Origin of the sequence: Caballeronia novacaledonica (assembly GCF_900258035.1) — a bacterium.
GTDB classification, from domain to species: Bacteria; Pseudomonadota; Gammaproteobacteria; order Burkholderiales; family Burkholderiaceae; genus Caballeronia; species Caballeronia novacaledonica.
In genome coordinates this window covers 125,843-143,526 of sequence record NZ_OGTP01000016.1, presented here as the reverse complement: position 1 = coordinate 143,526, position 17,684 = coordinate 125,843, and the positions used below count along the sequence as shown (strand labels likewise).

General features: G+C 63.4%; 18 protein-coding genes and 5 tRNA genes. 17 read left to right on the top strand and 6 right to left on the bottom strand.

Annotated elements, in window-relative coordinates; translation table 11 throughout:
* Window positions 1-5: 5 nt before the first annotated feature.
* Both fdx and iscX read left to right on the top strand, forming a co-directional pair.
* Complete coding sequence (gene fdx, locus NOV72_RS21590) at window positions 6-347, top strand: ISC system 2Fe-2S type ferredoxin (RefSeq protein ID WP_106856601.1); 342 nt, start codon at window positions 6-8, stop codon at window positions 345-347.
* A gap of 14 nt (window positions 348-361) precedes the next feature.
* Window positions 362-559, top strand: coding sequence for a Fe-S cluster assembly protein IscX (gene iscX / locus NOV72_RS21585; RefSeq protein WP_061121077.1), 198 nt, complete (start codon window positions 362-364; stop codon window positions 557-559).
* Window positions 560-909: 350 nt separating this feature from the next.
* Here iscX and NOV72_RS21580 read toward each other — a convergent pair whose 3' ends face one another.
* Complete coding sequence (locus tag NOV72_RS21580) at window positions 910-1,854, bottom strand: patatin-like phospholipase family protein (protein ID WP_106856627.1); 945 nt, start codon at window positions 1,852-1,854, stop codon at window positions 910-912.
* 205 nt (window positions 1,855-2,059) lie between these two features.
* Here NOV72_RS21580 and gltX point away from each other — a divergent pair, with 205 nt between their 5' ends.
* The 7 genes from gltX (at window position 2,060) to NOV72_RS21545 (ending at window position 5,010) form a co-directional block, all read left to right on the top strand.
* Window positions 2,060-3,469: a glutamate--tRNA ligase gene (gene gltX, locus NOV72_RS21575; protein ID WP_106856600.1), complete on the top strand. Its 1,410-nt coding sequence runs from the start codon at window positions 2,060-2,062 to the stop codon at window positions 3,467-3,469.
* A gap of 149 nt (window positions 3,470-3,618) precedes the next feature.
* Window positions 3,619-3,694 (top strand) — tRNA-Ala (locus NOV72_RS21570).
* Window positions 3,695-3,854: 160 nt separating this feature from the next.
* Window positions 3,855-3,930, top strand: a tRNA-Glu gene (locus tag NOV72_RS21565).
* Between the two features lie 70 nt (window positions 3,931-4,000).
* Window positions 4,001-4,077, top strand: a tRNA-Asp gene (locus NOV72_RS21560).
* Window positions 4,078-4,149: 72 nt separating this feature from the next.
* A tRNA-Glu gene (locus tag NOV72_RS21555) sits at window positions 4,150-4,225 on the top strand.
* Window positions 4,226-4,295: 70 nt separating this feature from the next.
* Window positions 4,296-4,372, top strand: a tRNA-Asp gene (locus NOV72_RS21550).
* Window positions 4,373-4,536: 164 nt separating this feature from the next.
* Window positions 4,537-5,010 (top strand): GNAT family N-acetyltransferase, encoded by a 474-nt coding sequence (locus NOV72_RS21545; protein WP_106856599.1) that lies wholly within the window; start codon window positions 4,537-4,539, stop codon window positions 5,008-5,010.
* A gap of 14 nt (window positions 5,011-5,024) precedes the next feature.
* Here NOV72_RS21545 and NOV72_RS21540 read toward each other — a convergent pair whose 3' ends face one another.
* On the bottom strand, window positions 5,025-5,867 hold the full coding sequence (locus NOV72_RS21540; RefSeq protein WP_106856598.1) for an AraC family transcriptional regulator: 843 nt from the start codon (window positions 5,865-5,867) through the stop codon (window positions 5,025-5,027).
* 126 nt (window positions 5,868-5,993) lie between these two features.
* On the opposite strand from NOV72_RS21540, the gene NOV72_RS21535 reads away from it, so the two are divergent.
* The gene (locus tag NOV72_RS21535) at window positions 5,994-6,410 is read left to right on the top strand and encodes a gamma-glutamylcyclotransferase family protein (protein ID WP_106856626.1); all 417 of its coding nucleotides are present in this window, start codon (window positions 5,994-5,996) and stop codon (window positions 6,408-6,410) included.
* Between the two features lie 96 nt (window positions 6,411-6,506).
* On the opposite strand, the gene NOV72_RS21530 is transcribed toward NOV72_RS21535, so the two are convergent.
* On the bottom strand, window positions 6,507-6,749 hold the full coding sequence (locus NOV72_RS21530; protein WP_106856597.1) for a hypothetical protein: 243 nt from the start codon (window positions 6,747-6,749) through the stop codon (window positions 6,507-6,509).
* Between the two features lie 233 nt (window positions 6,750-6,982).
* Complete coding sequence (locus NOV72_RS21525; protein WP_245933117.1) at window positions 6,983-7,624, bottom strand: YdcF family protein; 642 nt, start codon at window positions 7,622-7,624, stop codon at window positions 6,983-6,985.
* 347 nt (window positions 7,625-7,971) lie between these two features.
* Between NOV72_RS21525 and NOV72_RS21520 the strand changes: the two genes are divergently transcribed.
* A complete protein-coding gene (locus NOV72_RS21520; protein WP_106856595.1) occupies window positions 7,972-8,283 on the top strand; it encodes a hypothetical protein in 312 nt (103 codons plus the stop codon).
* A gap of 236 nt (window positions 8,284-8,519) precedes the next feature.
* On the opposite strand, the gene NOV72_RS21515 is transcribed toward NOV72_RS21520, so the two are convergent.
* The gene (locus NOV72_RS21515) at window positions 8,520-8,777 is read right to left on the bottom strand and encodes a hypothetical protein (protein WP_106856594.1); all 258 of its coding nucleotides are present in this window, start codon (window positions 8,775-8,777) and stop codon (window positions 8,520-8,522) included.
* 243 nt (window positions 8,778-9,020) lie between these two features.
* The gene (locus NOV72_RS21510) at window positions 9,021-9,422 is read right to left on the bottom strand and encodes a transposase (protein WP_061138582.1); all 402 of its coding nucleotides are present in this window, start codon (window positions 9,420-9,422) and stop codon (window positions 9,021-9,023) included.
* Window positions 9,423-9,836: 414 nt separating this feature from the next.
* Between NOV72_RS21510 and NOV72_RS21505 the strand changes: the two genes are divergently transcribed.
* The 6 genes from NOV72_RS21505 to nusA all read left to right on the top strand — a co-directional run bounded on the left by NOV72_RS21505 (window position 9,837) and on the right by nusA (window position 17,609).
* The gene (locus NOV72_RS21505) at window positions 9,837-10,751 is read left to right on the top strand and encodes a LysR family transcriptional regulator (RefSeq protein WP_106856593.1); all 915 of its coding nucleotides are present in this window, start codon (window positions 9,837-9,839) and stop codon (window positions 10,749-10,751) included.
* Window positions 10,752-10,824: 73 nt separating this feature from the next.
* Window positions 10,825-12,060, top strand: coding sequence for a pyridoxal phosphate-dependent aminotransferase (locus NOV72_RS21500; protein WP_245933116.1), 1,236 nt, complete (start codon window positions 10,825-10,827; stop codon window positions 12,058-12,060).
* Window positions 12,061-12,371: 311 nt separating this feature from the next.
* Window positions 12,372-13,304, top strand: a complete 933-nt coding sequence (scpB, locus tag NOV72_RS21495; RefSeq protein WP_106856592.1) for an SMC-Scp complex subunit ScpB — start codon at window positions 12,372-12,374, stop codon at window positions 13,302-13,304.
* A 131-nt stretch (window positions 13,305-13,435) separates the two neighbouring features.
* Complete coding sequence (rluB, locus tag NOV72_RS21490) at window positions 13,436-15,325, top strand: 23S rRNA pseudouridine(2605) synthase RluB (RefSeq protein WP_106856591.1); 1,890 nt, start codon at window positions 13,436-13,438, stop codon at window positions 15,323-15,325.
* Between the two features lie 353 nt (window positions 15,326-15,678).
* Complete coding sequence (gene rimP, locus NOV72_RS21485) at window positions 15,679-16,137, top strand: ribosome maturation factor RimP (protein WP_106856590.1); 459 nt, start codon at window positions 15,679-15,681, stop codon at window positions 16,135-16,137.
* On the top strand, window positions 16,134-17,609 hold the full coding sequence (gene nusA / locus NOV72_RS21480; RefSeq protein WP_106856589.1) for a transcription termination factor NusA: 1,476 nt from the start codon (window positions 16,134-16,136) through the stop codon (window positions 17,607-17,609). The genes rimP and nusA overlap by 4 nt, the downstream gene beginning before the upstream one ends.
* Window positions 17,610-17,684 lie beyond the last annotated feature (75 nt).

The window sequence follows — 17,684 nt, the reverse complement described above, 5'->3', positions numbered from 1 at the left end:
AAAACATGCCTCAAATCGTTGTGCTGCCTCACGTGGAACTCTGCCCGGACGGCGCGGTGATCGACGCCGACGTCAGCAAAAGCATCTGCGACAACCTGCTGGAACACGGCATCGAAATCGAGCACGCCTGCGAGAAATCGTGCGCGTGCACGACCTGTCACGTCATCATCCGGGAAGGCTTCAACGCGCTCGAACCGTCCGGGGAGGACGAGGACGATCTGCTCGACAAAGCGTGGGGTCTCGAACCGACATCGCGGTTATCATGTCAGGCAATGGTGCCTGCCGACGAGGATCTGGTGGTCGAGATCCCGCGGTACTCCATCAATCACGCCAAAGAAAATCACTGACAGGAGGCTCGCCCATGAAGTGGACAGATACTCAGGAGATCGCGATGGCACTCACCGACGCGCATCAGGATATCGATCCCCAATATGTGCGTTTCACTGACCTGCATCGCTGGATTACCGAACTGGACGGTTTCGACGACGATCCCGAAAAATCCAACGAAAAGATTCTGGAGGCGATCCAGGCGGCGTGGATCGAAGACGCGGATTACTGACCCGGTCTCGCCTGCATTCTCAAAACGGCGGCTCATTGCGAGCCGCCGTTTCAATTCCAACTTGCTGAATCACGCGTTCGGAAAGGAATCGCCCGCGTGACGATGCTTCGTATTGCACACGATCCCGGCGCGGACGATCCGCCGGCGAGCTCGGGCGCATCGGCGCGCGGCTGGACGGCCGCGGATCTGCAGGCGTTCTTCGCGACCGGCGTGGCGAAGCAGGGCTCCGTGTTCGGCGAGATGCAGATCGCGCAACTCGCGAACTATCTTCGCGTGACATGGGGCGGACAGCCCGGCGACGTGACCGCCGACAAGGTGAAGTCGTCGCATTCGGGGCGCTGCGAAACGAATCAGACCCGCGCGCCGCGCTCCGCAAGCTGGCGTTGCAGCGTCGGCCACATTTTGGCGACCGCTTCCTCGCCCGCGAGGATCGACGCGTTGCGCTGGCTGAAATCGCTGCTGCTCATCGCGTTGAGGTTCGGGCGAATCACCGCGTTGGCGTACTTGTCGAGCTCATAGGCCTTGATGGTCTGGCCCATGATCGTGAAGGTCTGCATCAGCACGTCGAACGAGTTGGACGTGAGCCCGCTTTCCGGCCGCGCCGAGATATCCACCGCGATCACGAAGTCGGCGCCCATCTTGTGCGCGAACGCCGCCGGCACCGGACTCACGAGCCCGCCGTCGACATACTCGCGATCGCCGATCTTCACCGGCTCGAAAATCGACGGCACGCTGCACGACGCACGCACCGCGACGCCCGTGTTGCCGCGCTGGAAGAGAATCGGCTGACCGCTCTTCAGATCCGTGGCGACGATGCCGAGCGGCTTCGCCATCTTTTCGATCGGACGGTTGTCGAGCGTCTTGTTCAGGTAGTTTTGCAGCGCGGTGCCCTGCAGGATGCCGCGCGTGCGAAAGGGCATCGCCCAGTCGCTGATCGAGGCTTCGTCCATGGTCAGCGCGAGCTTGTTGATCGCGATGCCGGTCATTCCCGATGCGTACAGCGCCGCGATCACCGAGCCCGCGCTCGTGCCCGCGACGAGATCGACGCGCACGTTGCGCGCCTCCAGCGCCTTGATCACGCCGATATGCGCAAAGCCGCGCGCCGCGCCGCCGCCGAGCGCGAGACCGATGCGCATCGGCCGCTGCGGCTCCGTGTTCGACGGCGGCGCGACCGGCGTGCCGGAGGCGGTATCGCCCGACACGCCGCCGCGCGTGGTCGTGCAGGCCGCGAGAATGGACGATGCGGCCGCGAGCGAAAACGCGCGGCGCGAAAGACGGGGTGACGATGAATTCAAGATGTGCTCCGGCGGTGCAGCGGATCCCGGGCGGCCCGTCCGCGCGGGCCTTGCATGCGGGTGTTTCGGATGATCGGGAAAAGCGCGCACATCATAAAACAAAAGGCGCGCGGACCGGCACAAAGCGGGCGGCGAGTATAATTTCGTCTCATTTTGAGCGGGAATCGAGCGCGAGCGCGCACCGCCATTCATCGAGCAAACAGCAATGACCACCCAAGTCCGTACCCGCTTCGCACCGAGCCCGACCGGCTTCATCCATCTCGGCAACATCCGCTCCGCGCTTTATCCGTGGGCGTTCGCACGCAAGATGAAGGGCACCTTCGTGCTGCGCATCGAGGACACGGATGTGGAGCGCTCCACCGACGCATCGGTCGATGCGATTCTCGAAGGCATGGCCTGGCTCGAACTCGATTTCGACGAAGGTCCGTTCTATCAGATGCAACGCATGGAGCGTTATCGCGAAGTCGTCGCGCAGATGATGGAGAAGGGCCTCGCTTACCACTGCTACATGTCGACGGAAGAACTCGACGCGCTGCGCGAGCGCCAGCGCGCCGCGGGCGAGAAACCGCGCTACGACGGCACGTGGCGTCCCGAGCCGGGCAAGGTGCTGCCGCCGGTTCCGGAAGGCGTGAAGCCGGTCGTGCGCTTTCGCAACCCGCTCACCGGCGCGGTCGCGTGGGACGACGCGGTGAAAGGCCACATCGAAATCTCGAACGAGGAACTCGACGACCTCGTGATCGCGCGTCCCGACGGCACGCCGACCTACAACTTCTGCGTGGTCGTCGACGATCTCGACATGAAAATCACGCACGTCATTCGCGGCGACGATCACGTGAACAACACGCCGCGCCAGATCAACATCCTGCGCGCGCTGGGCGGCGATGTGCCGGTGTACGCGCATCTGCCGACCGTGCTGAACGAGCAGGGCGAGAAGATGAGCAAGCGCCACGGCGCGATGAGCGTGACCGGTTATCGCGACGGCGGCTACTTGCCCGAGGCGGTGGTGAACTATCTCGCGCGCCTCGGCTGGTCGCATGGCGACGCCGAGATTTTCTCGCGCGAGCAGTTCGTCGAATGGTTCGATCTCGAGCATCTCGGCAAGTCGCCCGCGCAGTACGACCACGACAAGCTCAACTGGCTCAATGCGCACTACATCAAGGAAGCGGACAACGCGCGGCTCGCGCAACTGGCCAGGCCGTTCCTGGTCGATGCGGGCATCGATGCCGCCGCCATCGAAAGCGGCGCGCCGCTCGATCAGGCGATCGCGCTGCTGAAAGATCGCGCATCGACGGTGAAGGAAATCGCCGACAACGCCGCGATGTTCTATCGCGAGCCGGCCATCGAGCCGGACGCCTTCGCGCAGCACGTCACTGAAGCCGTGCGTCCGGCCATCGCCGACTTGCGCGCGGCGCTGGCGGCCGTCGAGTGGAGCAAGGAAGCGATCGCGGCGGCGCTCAAGGCGACGCTCGCGGCGCACAAGCTCAAAATGCCGCAACTCGCGATGCCGGTCCGGCTGCTCGTCGCGGGCACGACGCATACGCCATCGATCGATGCCGTCCTGATGCTCTTCGGTCGCGAGACCGTGTTGAAGCGTCTGGATAAGGCGAACGGCTGATCACGCCACGGCGGATGATGCGTGGCGACGGCCGCGCGTCATCCATTGCGCGCATTGGCGTCAGGCGAGACAAAAAAGTTTCACCCAAGTCGTCAGAGGGTATTTACAGCTTCAAAAACGCCCTATACAATCTCGTTTCTGTTCTGCAAGGGGGTATAGCTCAGCTGGGAGAGCGCTTGCATGGCATGCAAGAGGTCAGCGGTTCGATCCCGCTTACCTCCACCAAGAACAGATGAAGTTGCGCGAAGTTGGTTTCTCTGAAAACGAAAGTCGCAAAAAATACTTCACAAGTAACACGAAGTTGTTTAGAATTTTGGTCTTCGCTGATTGATGGCAAGTGAGTAGTCAATAAGCGAAGCGCAATAAGACAGAATCACAAGTTTCTGTCCCCTTCGTCTAGAGGCCTAGGACATCACCCTTTCACGGTGAGTACAGGGGTTCGAATCCCCTAGGGGACGCCAGAACATCGGCGGCTGCTAGTAAAAGCGCTGCAAGATTCGCAAGTGACATTGCGGGTCGATGAAGAGAAGTGGAGCGGTAGTTCAGTTGGTTAGAATACCGGCCTGTCACGCCGGGGGTCGCGGGTTCGAGCCCCGTCCGCTCCGCCAACACTTGCGAGCAGGAACACTCCGGCTAATGAGAGCCGGTTTTTTTTCGCCGCAGGCTGTGTAGAAGTTGAAGTCCCCTTCGTCTAGAGGCCTAGGACATCACCCTTTCACGGTGAGTACAGGGGTTCGAATCCCCTAGGGGACGCCAGAACATCGGCGGCTGCTAGTAAAAAGCGCTGCAGATTCGCAGGTGACACTGCGAGTCGATGAAAAGAAGTGGAGCGGTAGTTCAGTTGGTTAGAATACCGGCCTGTCACGCCGGGGGTCGCGGGTTCGAGTCCCGTCCGCTCCGCCAAATCGTTGTGCGAAAAAATCCAGCCTGTCGGCTGGATTTTTTTTGCCCGCTCGCCGGGGCGTCGCCTTTCGTACGCGTTCATCCGCACTCGACCGTAATAATGGCCATTGCCAGCCCGCGCGCACTGTCTTAGTGTTTAGGCACTTGTTTCTCGTGCCCGTGCGATGCTCGACCCGACCGAAGACCTCTCGCTCTATCAATTGCGCCAGGCGACCATGGCGGACTTCGCCTTCGCCGAAGCGCTCACGCATGACAACATGGTCGGCTATTACCGACGTCATAACCTCGTATGGCGCGGCGATCTCTTCCTCTCCAGCTGGCGCGAATCCGAAAACTTCATCCTGCAGGCGGACGGCATTCCGATCGGCGTCATGCGCGTCACCGAGGAAGACAATTCGCTGCATATCCGCGATGTGCAGATCGCGCAGGGCTATCGCGGACGCGGAGCGGGCACGTTTCTGCTCAACACGGCGCATCGCTGGGCGAGGGCGCGCGGGCTCGCGGAGTGCCAGTTGCGCGTATTCATCGATAACCCCGCGGCGCGTCTCTACATCCGTCTCGGGTATCGGCCGGCCGGGCCACGTCTCGCGCAGCTCGGCGCGATCCGGCACATGGTGTGGCGCGTCCGGAGCGACTAGGTCCGAGTTCGCGCCTATGCGCCTTCGATGTCGCGCGTATCGCGATCATCGTGGCCATCGCGCGCGAAAAATGCGCGCGGGCTCTCGCCGAACGCACGACGGAACATCGCGGAGAATGCGCTCTGGCTCTGATAGCCCAGTTCGCGCGCGACTTGCGCGAGCGGGCGGCCCTGGCTCAGTAACGGAATGGCGCGCGCGAGCACGGCCTGCTGACGCCACTGCGAAAAACTCACGCCCAGCTCTCGCCTGAACAGCCGCGCGATGGTGCGCGAGCTCGCACCCGCTTCCGACGACCATCGCTCCAGGTCCGAATGCGACGGATCGGCCAGCACGGCGTTGCACAGGGCGCGCAGACGCTTCTCGTTGGGCATGGGCACGGAGAGCGGCAGAGGCTGCGAGCGGATGATCTCGTCGAGCGCGAGCGTGCCGAGCAGCCGCTCGCGCTGACGCGAAATCGCTTCTTCGTCGAGCGCGGCGATGACTTCGCGCAAGAGCGGCGACACTTCGACGACGCGGCACGCGCCGAGTCCCGCCGGCACGACGCTGGCATCGACATACAGCGTGCGCAGATAGGCATCTTCGACGATCACGACTTCATGCGTGACATTGGGCGGCACCCAGATCGCGCGGGAGGGCGGCACCATCCAGGTCGAATCGGCGGTTGCGACGCGCAGCACGCCGCGCGAGGTGTACGCGACCTGCGCCCACGGATGCGTGTGCAGCGCGATCCGCACGCCGTAAGGAACCTGCCGCGACCGCACGCGAATCGGATGATCGAGCGTCGGCGAATGCTCGACGGGAATGTCGAGATGCTCGACTTCCTCGCTCGACGATCTCGATTCGACAAACGTGGCCATGTTCGCTTGGGTGAAGTGTGGAGGCACGCGCCGATGGTAGCCGAAAGCGCTCGCCGAAGCGCCGCGAACATTGCGCGGCGCATAATGGCCGTGGATCAACTTAAGGCCAACTGGAGCGCGTTCTCGATGCAATACGTTTTTGTCTACGGCACGCTGCGTGCCGGCGAGGTCAACGATATCAACCGCGCGGCCGCGCGCAACGGCATCGCGACGCCGGAATGGATCGGCGCTGCGCACGTTCAGGGCCGGCTCTTCGACTTCGGCACATATCCGGGGCTCGTGATCGACGAAGAGGGCGCGCCGATTCGCGGCGATGTCTATCGTATCGAAGACGGTCTCGTGCCCGTCCTCGATGAAATCGAACACGTGTATCCGGGTGTCGAAGGCTTATTCCGCGCGCATCGCCTGCATGTGGAGGTGGAGGTCGAAGGCAGAACGGATCGGATCGATTGCCTGATTTATCCGGTCGCGGCCGCCGCCGTCGCCGGATTGCCGCGTATCGAGGGCGGCGACTGGGTATCGCATCGCGCCACGCGGGCGTGATCGCCAGACATATAGATGAATTCCACGCCGCCTTCGAGCCGATGCATCGACTCGAAGCGGCGTGATTGGCCCCGTGCCTAAAGCGGAAAACCGGTCTTACTGGGTCGAGCCAGCCGCCGGCTTGGGCGCTTTCTTGTGATGCATCGACTTGTGCGAAGACGACTGCGTGTGCATGTTTTGCATGTTGTCTTGCTGCGTCTGCAAATTCTGCGCGCGCGATTCGATATCGGCGATCTTCGCGGGATCGGTGCTCATGGTCACGCCCTGATCGCTCTGGGCATAAGCGCCCGATGCGACCGCGCTGAGGGACAACAGAACAGCCAGGGACAGCTTCTTCATTGTTACCTCCTAGTGGCAGTTGAACCCGGGAATCGTCTGTCCGATCCGGTGGAATGACGCATGGGTCTGAGCAAAAATCGCTCCCGCAGCTTCACGGGACGTCAGCCGCGAACCTCGCGCGCCTGACGATCAGACAATCCGCATCATAAGCCCGAAATCGGGCAACGGTGTGTCGCGTGACCGGCGCGCGTCATCGATCGGGTTGTTTTAGAGTGCTTAGCATCGCGTCATGGCTAGTAGATACGCAGCCAGCGATACACCATGAAGCGCGCCAGCCCGACGAGTTCGTGCATGGCGAGCTCGCTGTTCGCGAAGTTCCGGAAACGCGGAAAGAACGTGATCCGCGTGGGCCGCACGTCCGACACGTAAGGCACCGGCGCATAGCCGAACGCCTCGAAAGCGCGCATCGAGCGCCGCATGTGATACGCGGATGTAACAATGATCAAACGGTTGTCATCTGAAGGCCCCAGAATTTCGGCCACGTTGCGCGCGTTCTGATAGGTATTGAGGCTTTGATTTTCGCGTACGAGGTCGCCCGGAGCGACGCCCTGCGCGAGCACGTAAGGCGCGTAGTTGTCGGCTTCGGCCTGCCCGTGGCGCTGCGGATCGCCGCCGCTCAGGATCACCTTGCACGAAGCGCCGGTTTCGCGGCACTCGCGATAAAGCATTCCGATGGCGTCGATGCGTCGCATCGCGTTGAACTGCGGAACGAGTCCCGAGCCGCTGCGCCTGGTGCCGCCGCCCATCAGCACCATCGTCGTCCGGGAGGCGAACGACGGCACGTCGGTATGACGATAGCCGTGCTGGGCGAGATCGAGCAGCGGAGTCGCGAGCCAGCCCGCGCCGATCGCCCACGCGAGCGCTACCACGACCATCGCGATCTGGACACGGCGCCGTCGCCACAGCGCAAATAATGCAAAAAAAAGCAGCAATAAAGTGAATAGAACCAATTTGATTGGGGTAACGTATTGGTTTGAGGACAATTCGTTCCGTCATCGCGTGCTCTGGAACGCATCGGCGGGTGTCGCAGTAAAGCGCGCGATCAGCGTGCTCTCACGGGGGCTTGTAATAGAAAGCAGCACCTAACGCAAGCGGCGGCCAAACATTCGGGCTGCGAGTCGTCATCGCAGACGAGATTCGGCGCGCCGCGTTTAGTCGACGTCGCGGACCGTCTTGCGACTGTCACGAGCGTCGTCATGGCTGCACAGGAAGAAAGAACGAGATGACCACGTATTCCAACGAAGTTGTACTCGAAGCACTTCGCCGGGCGCAGTATCGTCAGGTTCCTTGGGCGAAACGTCCCAACGTATTCGATCTTCTGCGCGCGCTGGGTTTGCTCGAACTCACCCGGCAACGCACCGTGGCGCCCGCGCCCGGATTTCATGCTCCGGTCGATATCGCGGTCGTCACCGAGCGCGGCAAGCAGGAATTCTCGCGACTTTCGCGCGACGAGCGTTCCAGCGACTGGGACCTGCGTCGCGCCGAGCGTTACACGTTCGGCGGTCAGGAAGCGGTTCTGGAGGCGCGGGTTTAGCACTGGCGGCCCGCCGGAACCGGTTGGCAGTCGACGCATGGGTCGAGGGAACGTTGTCGTCGGACGAATAAGCCCACAATCGGCCTGCAATCCGAGCCTCAGTCAAAAAAGTGCCCGTATCGCGAACGATACGGGCATACCGGATATCACTGTTGCCACGCGCTGTTCATGGCATCTGATGTGACTGGCGCGCATCGAAGTGGTTCCGCGAAACGCGCGTCGTGAAGCAAGCGAATTCAGCGATGCTGGAAATGCGGTTCGCGTTCCGAATCCGGGCGCGGACGTGCGTTGCTCGCGATATCGCCGCGAAGATCGCCGCGCGGTGCGGGCGGCGCGGCGTCATGATTTCGGCCGCTGTTCTGCGACGTGGCCATCGAGGCCTTCGTGTTCACGTGGAAATCGGATGCGGGCGGCGGAGGTTGTGCCTGGCTCATCGCCGCGGTGCTAGTCAGCGCGACGAACGCGCCATGCACGAGCAGAGTCGATGCCTTCATGATGAAATCCTCGAAGCCTTCGTGGGGCCTGTTCGGTCATTCATCAAACTATGCCGTGATCCGCCGTGGCGCTGTAAGGAATGGTAAAGAGTTGTTTCGCCGATCACGACGATCGTGCAACCGCCCTGCGCTGGCCGCGACGAAATCGACAAGGCTCGGAATGCGCGCAGGCTGCGGCCTCGCGCGAAGGCGGAAGAACTGCGTGAGGCCGGCGAACGCCGGCCTCGACAAGAAGCGAATGCGTCAGGCCATCTTTGCCGGAGCGCGCCACGATTCCGGGTTTGTCCAGAACGCGCCGCGAAGTCGATCGCGGCTCGGCGGCGCAGGCGGCTTCGCGGCGCTCGACCCGATGCGCCCGCGCAGCGACACTTCGCGGCCGTTGCCGGAAAGGCGCTTCACGATTTCGGCCAGCGTGCCGTCTGCCTGCCATTCATCGAAGCGGCGGCGGCAGGTCGGCGGGGACGGGTAGCGTCCGGGCAGTTTCGACCAGCCTTCACCGGTGGACAGCACCCACAAAACCGCGTTGACCACGGCTCGCGCCTCGACGCGCGGACGTCCACGCCGTTCGCTACGCGCCGGCTCGGAACAAAACAACGCTTCGACCAACGCCCACTCGTTATCTCTCAAATCGTCGAACAGCACCATATCTCACCTCAGCGAAGCTAACCCCGGTGCGCTGCCCCGCGCCGCGCACTCTGGGCGGAATCCGATAAACGAATACCTGGAAGGCCGGAGTTGTTGCGGTAGACGAAATATTCGATGTGACCGCGTATGGCTCCGACCTCTGTGCGCAATGAAATGCGAGAACCGTGCCATGCATGTCGCGAAATCCGGGAAACCCACATGGCAGTAGGCTGACGCGATGTCAGCATGGCCCGTATCAGACCCGAAACAGACTGATTAAGAAATCGGGACAATCACCAATCAAGTGCAATAGGCCCTTCCAGCGTGCGTTTCAGCAATTTGCTGCACCGCAGCGAAACGCGCGTTCGTGTCTCAGATCACACCAATTCGCCTCTATACTTCCGCATGAAACTGGCAAATTGATGAGTATTCGGAATGAGCGGGCCACTAAACGTGACGTTGCGGCAACTGCGCGTCTTCATCGCGGTATCGAGGTTGCGCAGCTTCAGCCGCGCGGGTGATGAAATCGGTCTGACGCAGTCGGCGGTCAGCCGCTGCGTGCGCGAGCTGGAAGGAGAAATCGGGCTCAAGCTGATCGACCGGACAACGCGCGAAGTGTTGTTGACCGACGTGGGTGCGAACCTTGTCGGCACGGTGTCGCGTCTGCTGGCGGATCTCGACGAAGCGCTGCGAGAAGTGCGCGATCTCGGGGAGCAGCGTCGCGGGCGCGTGATCGTCGCGGCGAGCCCGACTGTCGCGTGCCGGCTGATGCCGCGCGTGATCGCGTCGTGCCTGAAGCAGTTTCCGCTGATCAAGCTGAGTTTGCGCGATGACGTCCAGTCCGATGTCCTGCGCAAGGTCAGGTCCGGCGAAGTCGATTTCGGCGTGGTGATCGGGCCGTTTTCCTCCGACGAACTGCACGGCGAGCCGGTGATGACCGATTCGTTCTGTCTCGTCGCGCGGCGCGATCATCCGCTCGGACGCGAGACCGCCGTGCCGTGGGAAGCGCTCGCCGGCGAGCCGCTCGTGATGCTCGACTACGCATCCGGCAGCCGGCCGATCATCGATGCCGTGATGCAGGAGCACGGTGTCGAAGCGCACGTGGTGCAGGAACTCGGCCATTCGGCGACCGTTTTCGGGCTCGTGGAAGCGGGCGTGGGCGTGAGCGTGCTGCCTTGGCTGGCGCTTCCGCTGCCGGCGGATTCTTCGCTCGTCGCATTGCCGCTCGAACCGCGCGCCGAGCGGACCGTGGAGCTCGTGCGCCGGCGCGATCGTTCGCTCTCGCCGGCGGCGGAGTCGGTGTGGTCGCTGATCGCGTCGTTGCCGCGACGTGCGGAAGACCTCGTATAGGCCGTTCGGCCGACTCGAAAACGGCGGCGTGCGCGTTAGACTTCATTTTCCAGACAAGACGACGGGGCAAGCGATGAGTGAGTCGGAAGGAGCGGTTGTCAGCGAATTGAGCCAACTGGCTGGCGTGCACGGATCCGGTGCCCCCAATGCGCGCGACGCGGTGCGGGCGTTGAGGCCGTCGCAGATTCGCGAAGTCGCGAACGCCGGCTTCGGCGTGCCCGACGTGCTTCCGTTCTGGTTCGGTGAATCGGATCGCGTGACACCGCAGTTCATTCGCGACGCCGCGAGTCGCGCGCTCGCCGACGGCGCCACTTTCTACACGCACAATCTGGGCATCGCGCCGCTGCGCGATTCGCTCAGCCGCTATGTGAGCGCGCTGCACGGCGCGACGACGCCGGCGCATATCGCCGTCACGAGCGCCGGCGTGAATGCGCTGATGCTCGCGGCTCAGCTCGTCGCCGGAGCGGGCGACCGGGTCGTCGCGGTGACGCCGCTCTGGCCGAACCTCGTCGAGATTCCGAAGATCCTCGGTGCGAGCGTCGACACGGTTTCGCTGACCTACGGCCCGCGCGGCTGGACGCTCGACCTCGATCGCCTTCTCGCGGCGCTCACGCCGGACACGCGCATGCTGATGATCAACTCGCCGAACAATCCGACCGGCTGGACGATGACGCGCGCGCAGCAACGCACCGTTTTGGAGCATTGTCGCCGTCATGGCATCTGGATTGTCGCGGACGAAGTCTACGAGCGTCTGTATTACGGCGACGGTGCGCCCGTCGCGCCGTCTTTTCTCGATCTCGCCACGCGCGACGAGCGCGTGATCGCGGTGAATTCGTTCTCGAAGGCATGGCTGATGACCGGCTGGCGGCTGGGCTGGCTCGTTTCGCCGACGCAGCTTATGGACGATCTCGGCAAGCTCGTGGAATACAACACGTCGTGCGCGCCGTCGTTTGTGCAGCAGGCGGGGATCGTCGCGGTGGAAGAGGGCGAGCGTTTCACGCAGACACTCGTCGCCGATTTGCGCGCGAGCCGCGACCATCTGGTGAAAGCCTTGCAGACGATCGAAGGCGTCGACGTCCGTGCTCCCGATGGCGCGATGTACCTCTTCTTCTCGCTGCCGGGCGCGCGGAACAGTCTCGAACTGTGCAAATCGCTCGTGCGCGAAGCCGGACTCGGGCTCGCCCCCGGTAGCGCGTTCGGCGCGGAAGGCGAAGGTTTCGTGCGCTGGTGCTACGCGTGCGATCCGTCGCGGCTCGATACGGGCGTCGAGCGGCTGCAGCGGTTTCTCGCGGCGCGCGCCGTCGAGTGAGTTCGGCCGAGGATGAAGCGATCACCTTTACGCCCCGGTTGTTTTTGCGTAATATGGCGCTCAGTCACGCGCTTTCGCCTAGGAAAGCGCCACCTCGTCCGGCTGGGATGGCCCGGCGTTCGCTCACCGATCGCCCAATGTCGCCTCTCCCCGGTGCGTGCTCCCAATCAATATGACCGATTACAATCGGGCGAGCGCGTCTTGAAACTCCGCGTCCAGCTTTATCGTTCGCACCAATTTGGTAGCGTTCGGTCCTGCGCAAGCCCGATTTTGAATTGAATCATTGACCATACAGGGTTGACCCAAGCTGCATGAATACCCAAGAGGCGAAGATCGTCCTCGAGACTGCCTTGATTTGCGCGCAGGAACCGCTGAGGCTGAATGAATTGCGCAAGCTGTTCGCCGACGATATTTCGGCGGATACCGTTCGCACGTTGCTCGAAGCGCTCAAGGCCGACTGGTCGGGACGTGGTGTAGAACTCGTGGCGCTCGCCTCGGGCTGGCGTTTTCAGAGCAAGCCCGCGATGCGGGCCTATCTCGACCGGCTGCACCCCGAAAAGCCGCCCAAGTATTCGCGGGCCGTGCTCGAAACGCTGGCGATCATTGCGTATCGACAGCCGGTGACGCGAGGCGATATCGAAGAGATTCGCGGCGTGACGGTGAATACGCAGGTCGTGAAGCAGCTGGAAGACCGAGGCTGGATCGAGGTGATCGGTCATCGCGACGTGCCGGGCCGCCCGGCGCTTTACGCGACGACCAAGCAGTTTCTCGACGACCTCGGCCTGACCGCGCTCGACGAGCTGCCCGCGCTGGATAATCCGGCGGCGCAACTGGAGGCATCGCTGCTTGCGCAGCATTCGATCGAATTCCCCGAGAGCATCGCCGGGAGCGCGGCCGAATCGCCGAAAAGCGGGGAACACGACGCCACGGCGCCGGTCAACGCCGTTGAGGCGGTGCAATCGGCTGAAGCCGTCGAAACCGATACATCCGGCAGCGATGAGAGCGCAGCCGAAGTCTCGGCGGAGCAGGAACAGGCAGGACAACCGCAGCACACACTCGGAACGGATCATGCGGATGCGCTGGATGAGCGCGCCGCATTGCCGCCCGAAATTCACGCGCAATCGCTGAGCGCTGCGCACGACGCACCCGTGCCGATGCCGCGTGAAGAAGAAAAAGACGCGAGTCCATCGAACGACGCAGAACTGGACGACGACTCCGAAGAACCGAAGGCGCGCCGCGCCTGACGCAAGTTGCAAGGCCCCTGATCTCGCAACCCGGCTCTCCAAAAAGATCATTTCGAGACGACCAGCCGGACCGATCAGCGGATTTTTAGACGCGCCCGCGACGGGCGCGCGATTCGACATTTGAGGTTGTTTTGACACACTCCCACGACAGCGATTCGCCTGAATCCGCGCGCCCGGCGCATGCCGCGGACGCACCCGAGTCGGCCGACGCCGGCGAACGCAAGCGCGCCGATGAAGGCGGCGAGGGCGAGGACCGTCCGCGCCGCGGATTGCGCCGCGGGCCGCGCAGCCTGATCGCACGGCGTCGCGCTGTCGCGAAGACCAAGGACGCCGAAGGCGCGCCGGCCGCCGTGAACGAGACGCCGCCCGATGGCGTCGTCGCCGCACAGGTGCGCACGCCGCGCAAGGACCCGGGCGCCAAGCCGCGCAAGAGCGAAGGTGCAAGTCCGCGCGGTCGCAAGAACGCGCGCGCCGACGCTGGCGAGGCCGATGTCGCAGCGGCGGAAGAACAGCCGGTTGCGCAGGCCGCCGCGTCCGCGCCGCGTGAAGGCGGGCGTCGCAAGAATGCTCCGCAGCAAAAGCGCGGCAAGCGTAACGGCAACGATGCGGGCCCCGCGACGGTCGAGAGCGCTGCCGCTGCCGCCGTCGACGACGTCTTCGCTTACGTGACCTCGCCCGCCTTCGACGCCGACAACGGCTCGGGCGGCGTGCGCGCCCCGATGCTTCGACGCGGCCGCAACGCCCCGCAGCAAAAGCGCGTGCTGGAACCGGACGACGACGCTCCGAAGCTCCACAAGGTGCTCGCCGACGCGGGCATGGGCTCGCGCCGCGACATGGAAGAACTGATCATCGCTGGCCGCGTGTCGGTGAACGGCGAGCCGGCGCATATCGGCCAGCGCATCATGCCGACCGATCAGGTGCGCATCAACGGCAAGCCGCTCAAGCGCAAGCTCGCCAGCAAGCCGCCGCGCATTCTGCTCTATCACAAGCCGACGGGCGAGATCGTCAGCCACGCGGACCCGGAAGGCCGTCCGTCCGTGTTCGACAAGCTGCCGTCGATGAAAACGGCCAAATGGCTCGCGGTCGGCCGTCTCGACTTCAACACGGAAGGCCTGCTGCTGCTCACGACGTCGGGTGATCTGGCGAACCGCTTCATGCATCCGCGTTACAGCGTCGAGCGTGAATATGCGGTGCGCGTGGTCGGGCAGTTGTCGGAGGGGATGAGGCAGAAACTGCTGAAGGGCGTCGAACTCGACGACGGTCCGGCCAACTTCCTGCGCATTCAGGACGGTGGCGGCGAAGGCACGAATCATTGGTATCACGTCGCGCTGGCCGAAGGCCGTAACCGCGAAGTGCGCCGCATGTTCGAGGCGGCGGGTCTGATGGTGAGCCGTCTGATCCGTACGCGTCACGGTCCGATCGCGCTTCCGCGTGGCTTGAAGCGCGGCCGCTGGGAAGAGCTCGAAGACAATCAGGTGCGCAGCCTGCTGGAGTCGGTCGGCCTGAAGGTGCCGACAGCCGACAAGGGCGGACGCAGTGCGGCGCCGCGCGTGCAACCCGATCCGATGCAGACGTCGATGGGCTTCATCACGCGCGAACCGGTGCTGAGTTCCCACTCGCGCATGACGCAGCAACAGACGCCGGGACGCGGCGGGCGGCGCGGTCAGCCGGGCGGCACGGCTGGCGGCTTCGGGCTCGGCGGCATGGGCGGATTCGGCGGCAACGCCGGCACGGGCAACGCCGGCGGCACGGGCCGTCGCGGCGGCCGCGAAGCGAACGGCAACCGCATCGGCAACGAGCCGAACGGCAATCGTGCGAATGGCGGCGGCCGGCCGGGTGGTCCGCGCGGCGCGCGTCCGCAAGGCGGAGCGCCGGGCATGGGTGGCGGCGCCGGCAAGCGCGCCGCGGGCGGCAACGCGCCGCGCGGCAATCGCCAGGGCGGTGCGCAGCAAGGTCCGGGACAGGGCAAGGCTGGCGGTGGCGCCGCCCGGGGCGCGCGCAATCGCTCGCGCGGCCGCTGAGCAACAAGTTCACGGGGAACCGCGCGCGATGCGTCGCGCCTGTTCCCAGTGGCGAAACACATGCGCTCGGCCGTGCAAAATCGCAAAGGCGAATCGTCGTGAAATCAGGCTCAACAGGGCTGAAAGCGCGCGTTACGTTTGCGTTTGTCCCGAAAAATGGCTAAAATCATGAAGTCGCTGGGCACGTAGTTTTTTCGCTGCCCGGGTGCGACCTCGGTTGAAGAAGATGGGCGTTGCGCCCATTTTTTTTTGGCTTTTCGGTTCGGCATCTCGGGAGCAGGGGTGCGCGCCCGCATGAAGGCGCTCGCCGCAGGTGTTTTGGCGTGGAGCGCGCGAAACACCTTGGAGTTACTGTGCAACTGACGGAACTGATAGAAACCACGGTCTCGGGCCTTGGCTACGAGCTTGTCGATCTCGAGCGTTCGGGAGGCGGCATGCTGCGTATATATATCGACCAGCCGGCTGGTATCGCCATCGAAGACTGCGAGAAGGTCACGCGCCAGCTCCAATATTTGTTCGAAGTCGAGAACATCGACTATGACCGGCTCGAAGTATCGTCGCCGGGGCTCGACCGTCCGCTCAAGAAGCTGACGGATTTCGAGCGCTTCGCGGGGAGCGAAGTCTCCATCACGTTGAAAAAGCCGCTGGACGGGCGCAAATCGTTCCGTGGCATCTTGCACGCCCCCCAAGGCGAAACGATCGGATTGGAAATTGAAGGGAAGGACGGCGCCGCGATGCTCGATTTCACGCTCGCGGACCTCGATAAAGCACGTCTCGTCCCCAAGGTAGATTTTAGGAGCCGCAAACAATGAGTCGCGAAGTATTGATGCTGGCGGATGCGCTGGCACGCGAAAAGAACGTCAACAAGGACGTCGTGTACGCAGCGCTGGAAGCTGCGCTTGCTTCCGCTACGAAGAAGCTCTTCGAAGAAGATGTGGATATCCGCGTCGCCATCGACCGTGAAAGCGGCGAGCATGAAACCTTCCGCCGCTGGCGCGTCGTGCCGGACGAGGCCGGCCTGCAAGAGCCGGATCAGGAAATCCTGTTGTTCGAAGCGAAGGAACAGAAGCCCGACGTCGAGGTGGACGACTTCATCGAGGAGCCGATTCCGTCGATCGAGTTCGGCCGCATCGGCGCGCAGGCCGCGAAGCAGGTCATTCTGCAAAAGGTGCGCGACGCCGAACGCGAGCAGATCCTGAACGACTTCCTCGAGCGCGGCGAAAAGATCATGACCGGCTCGGTGAAGCGCCTGGACAAGGGCAATTTCATCGTCGAGTCGGGCCGCGTCGAAGCACTCCTGCGCCGCGACCAGTTGATCCCGAAGGAAAACCTGCGCGTGGGCGACCGCGTGCGCGCGTACATCGCGAAGGTCGACCGCACGGCTCGCGGCCCGCAGATCGAACTCTCGCGCACCGCGCCCGAGTTCCTGATGAAGCTCTTCGAACTCGAAGTGCCGGAAATCGAACAGGGACTGCTGGAAATCAAGGCGGCCGCGCGCGATCCCGGCGTGCGTGCGAAAATCGGCGTGATCGCCTACGACAAACGCATCGACCCGATCGGCACGTGCGTCGGCATCCGCGGTTCGCGCGTGCAGGCCGTGCGCAATGAGCTCGGTGGCGAGAACGTCGACATCGTGCTATGGTCGGAAGACCCCGCGCAGTTCGTGATCGGCGCCCTCGCGCCGGCAGCCGTCCAGTCGATCGTCGTCGATGAAGAAAAGCACTCGATGGATGTCGTCGTGGACGAAAACGAGCTCGCCGTCGCCATCGGCCGCGCCGGCCAGAACGTGAGACTCGCGAGCGAACTCACCGGCTGGCAAATCAATATCATGACGCCGGACGAGTCGGCGTTGAAGCAGAACGAAGAGCGTGGCAAGTTGCGCGACCTGTTCATGGCGCGTCTGGATGTGGACGAGGAAGTCGCCGACATCCTGATCGACGAGGGCTTCACGAGCCTCGAAGAAATCGCCTACGTGCCGCTCAACGAAATGCTCGAAATCGAAGCCTTCGACGAAGACACCGTACACGAGCTGCGCAACCGCTCGCGCGACGCGCTGCTCACGATGGCGATCGCCAACGAAGAGAAAGTGGAAGGCGTCGCGCTCGAGTTGAAGAGTCTCGATGGCATGGACAACGAACTGCTTGCCAAGCTCGCCGAGCACCAGATTCAGACCCGCGACGACCTCGCGGAGCTGGCAGTTGATGAACTGGTCGAAATGACCGGTATGGAAGAGGATGCCGCTAAGGCGTTGATCATGAAAGCACGTGAACACTGGTTCCAGTGAGAAATGACCATGGCGCACTGATATTTGGCGGCCTGTCTGGCCGCGTGACCCCGATCTAACCGCAAGGATCTGTCC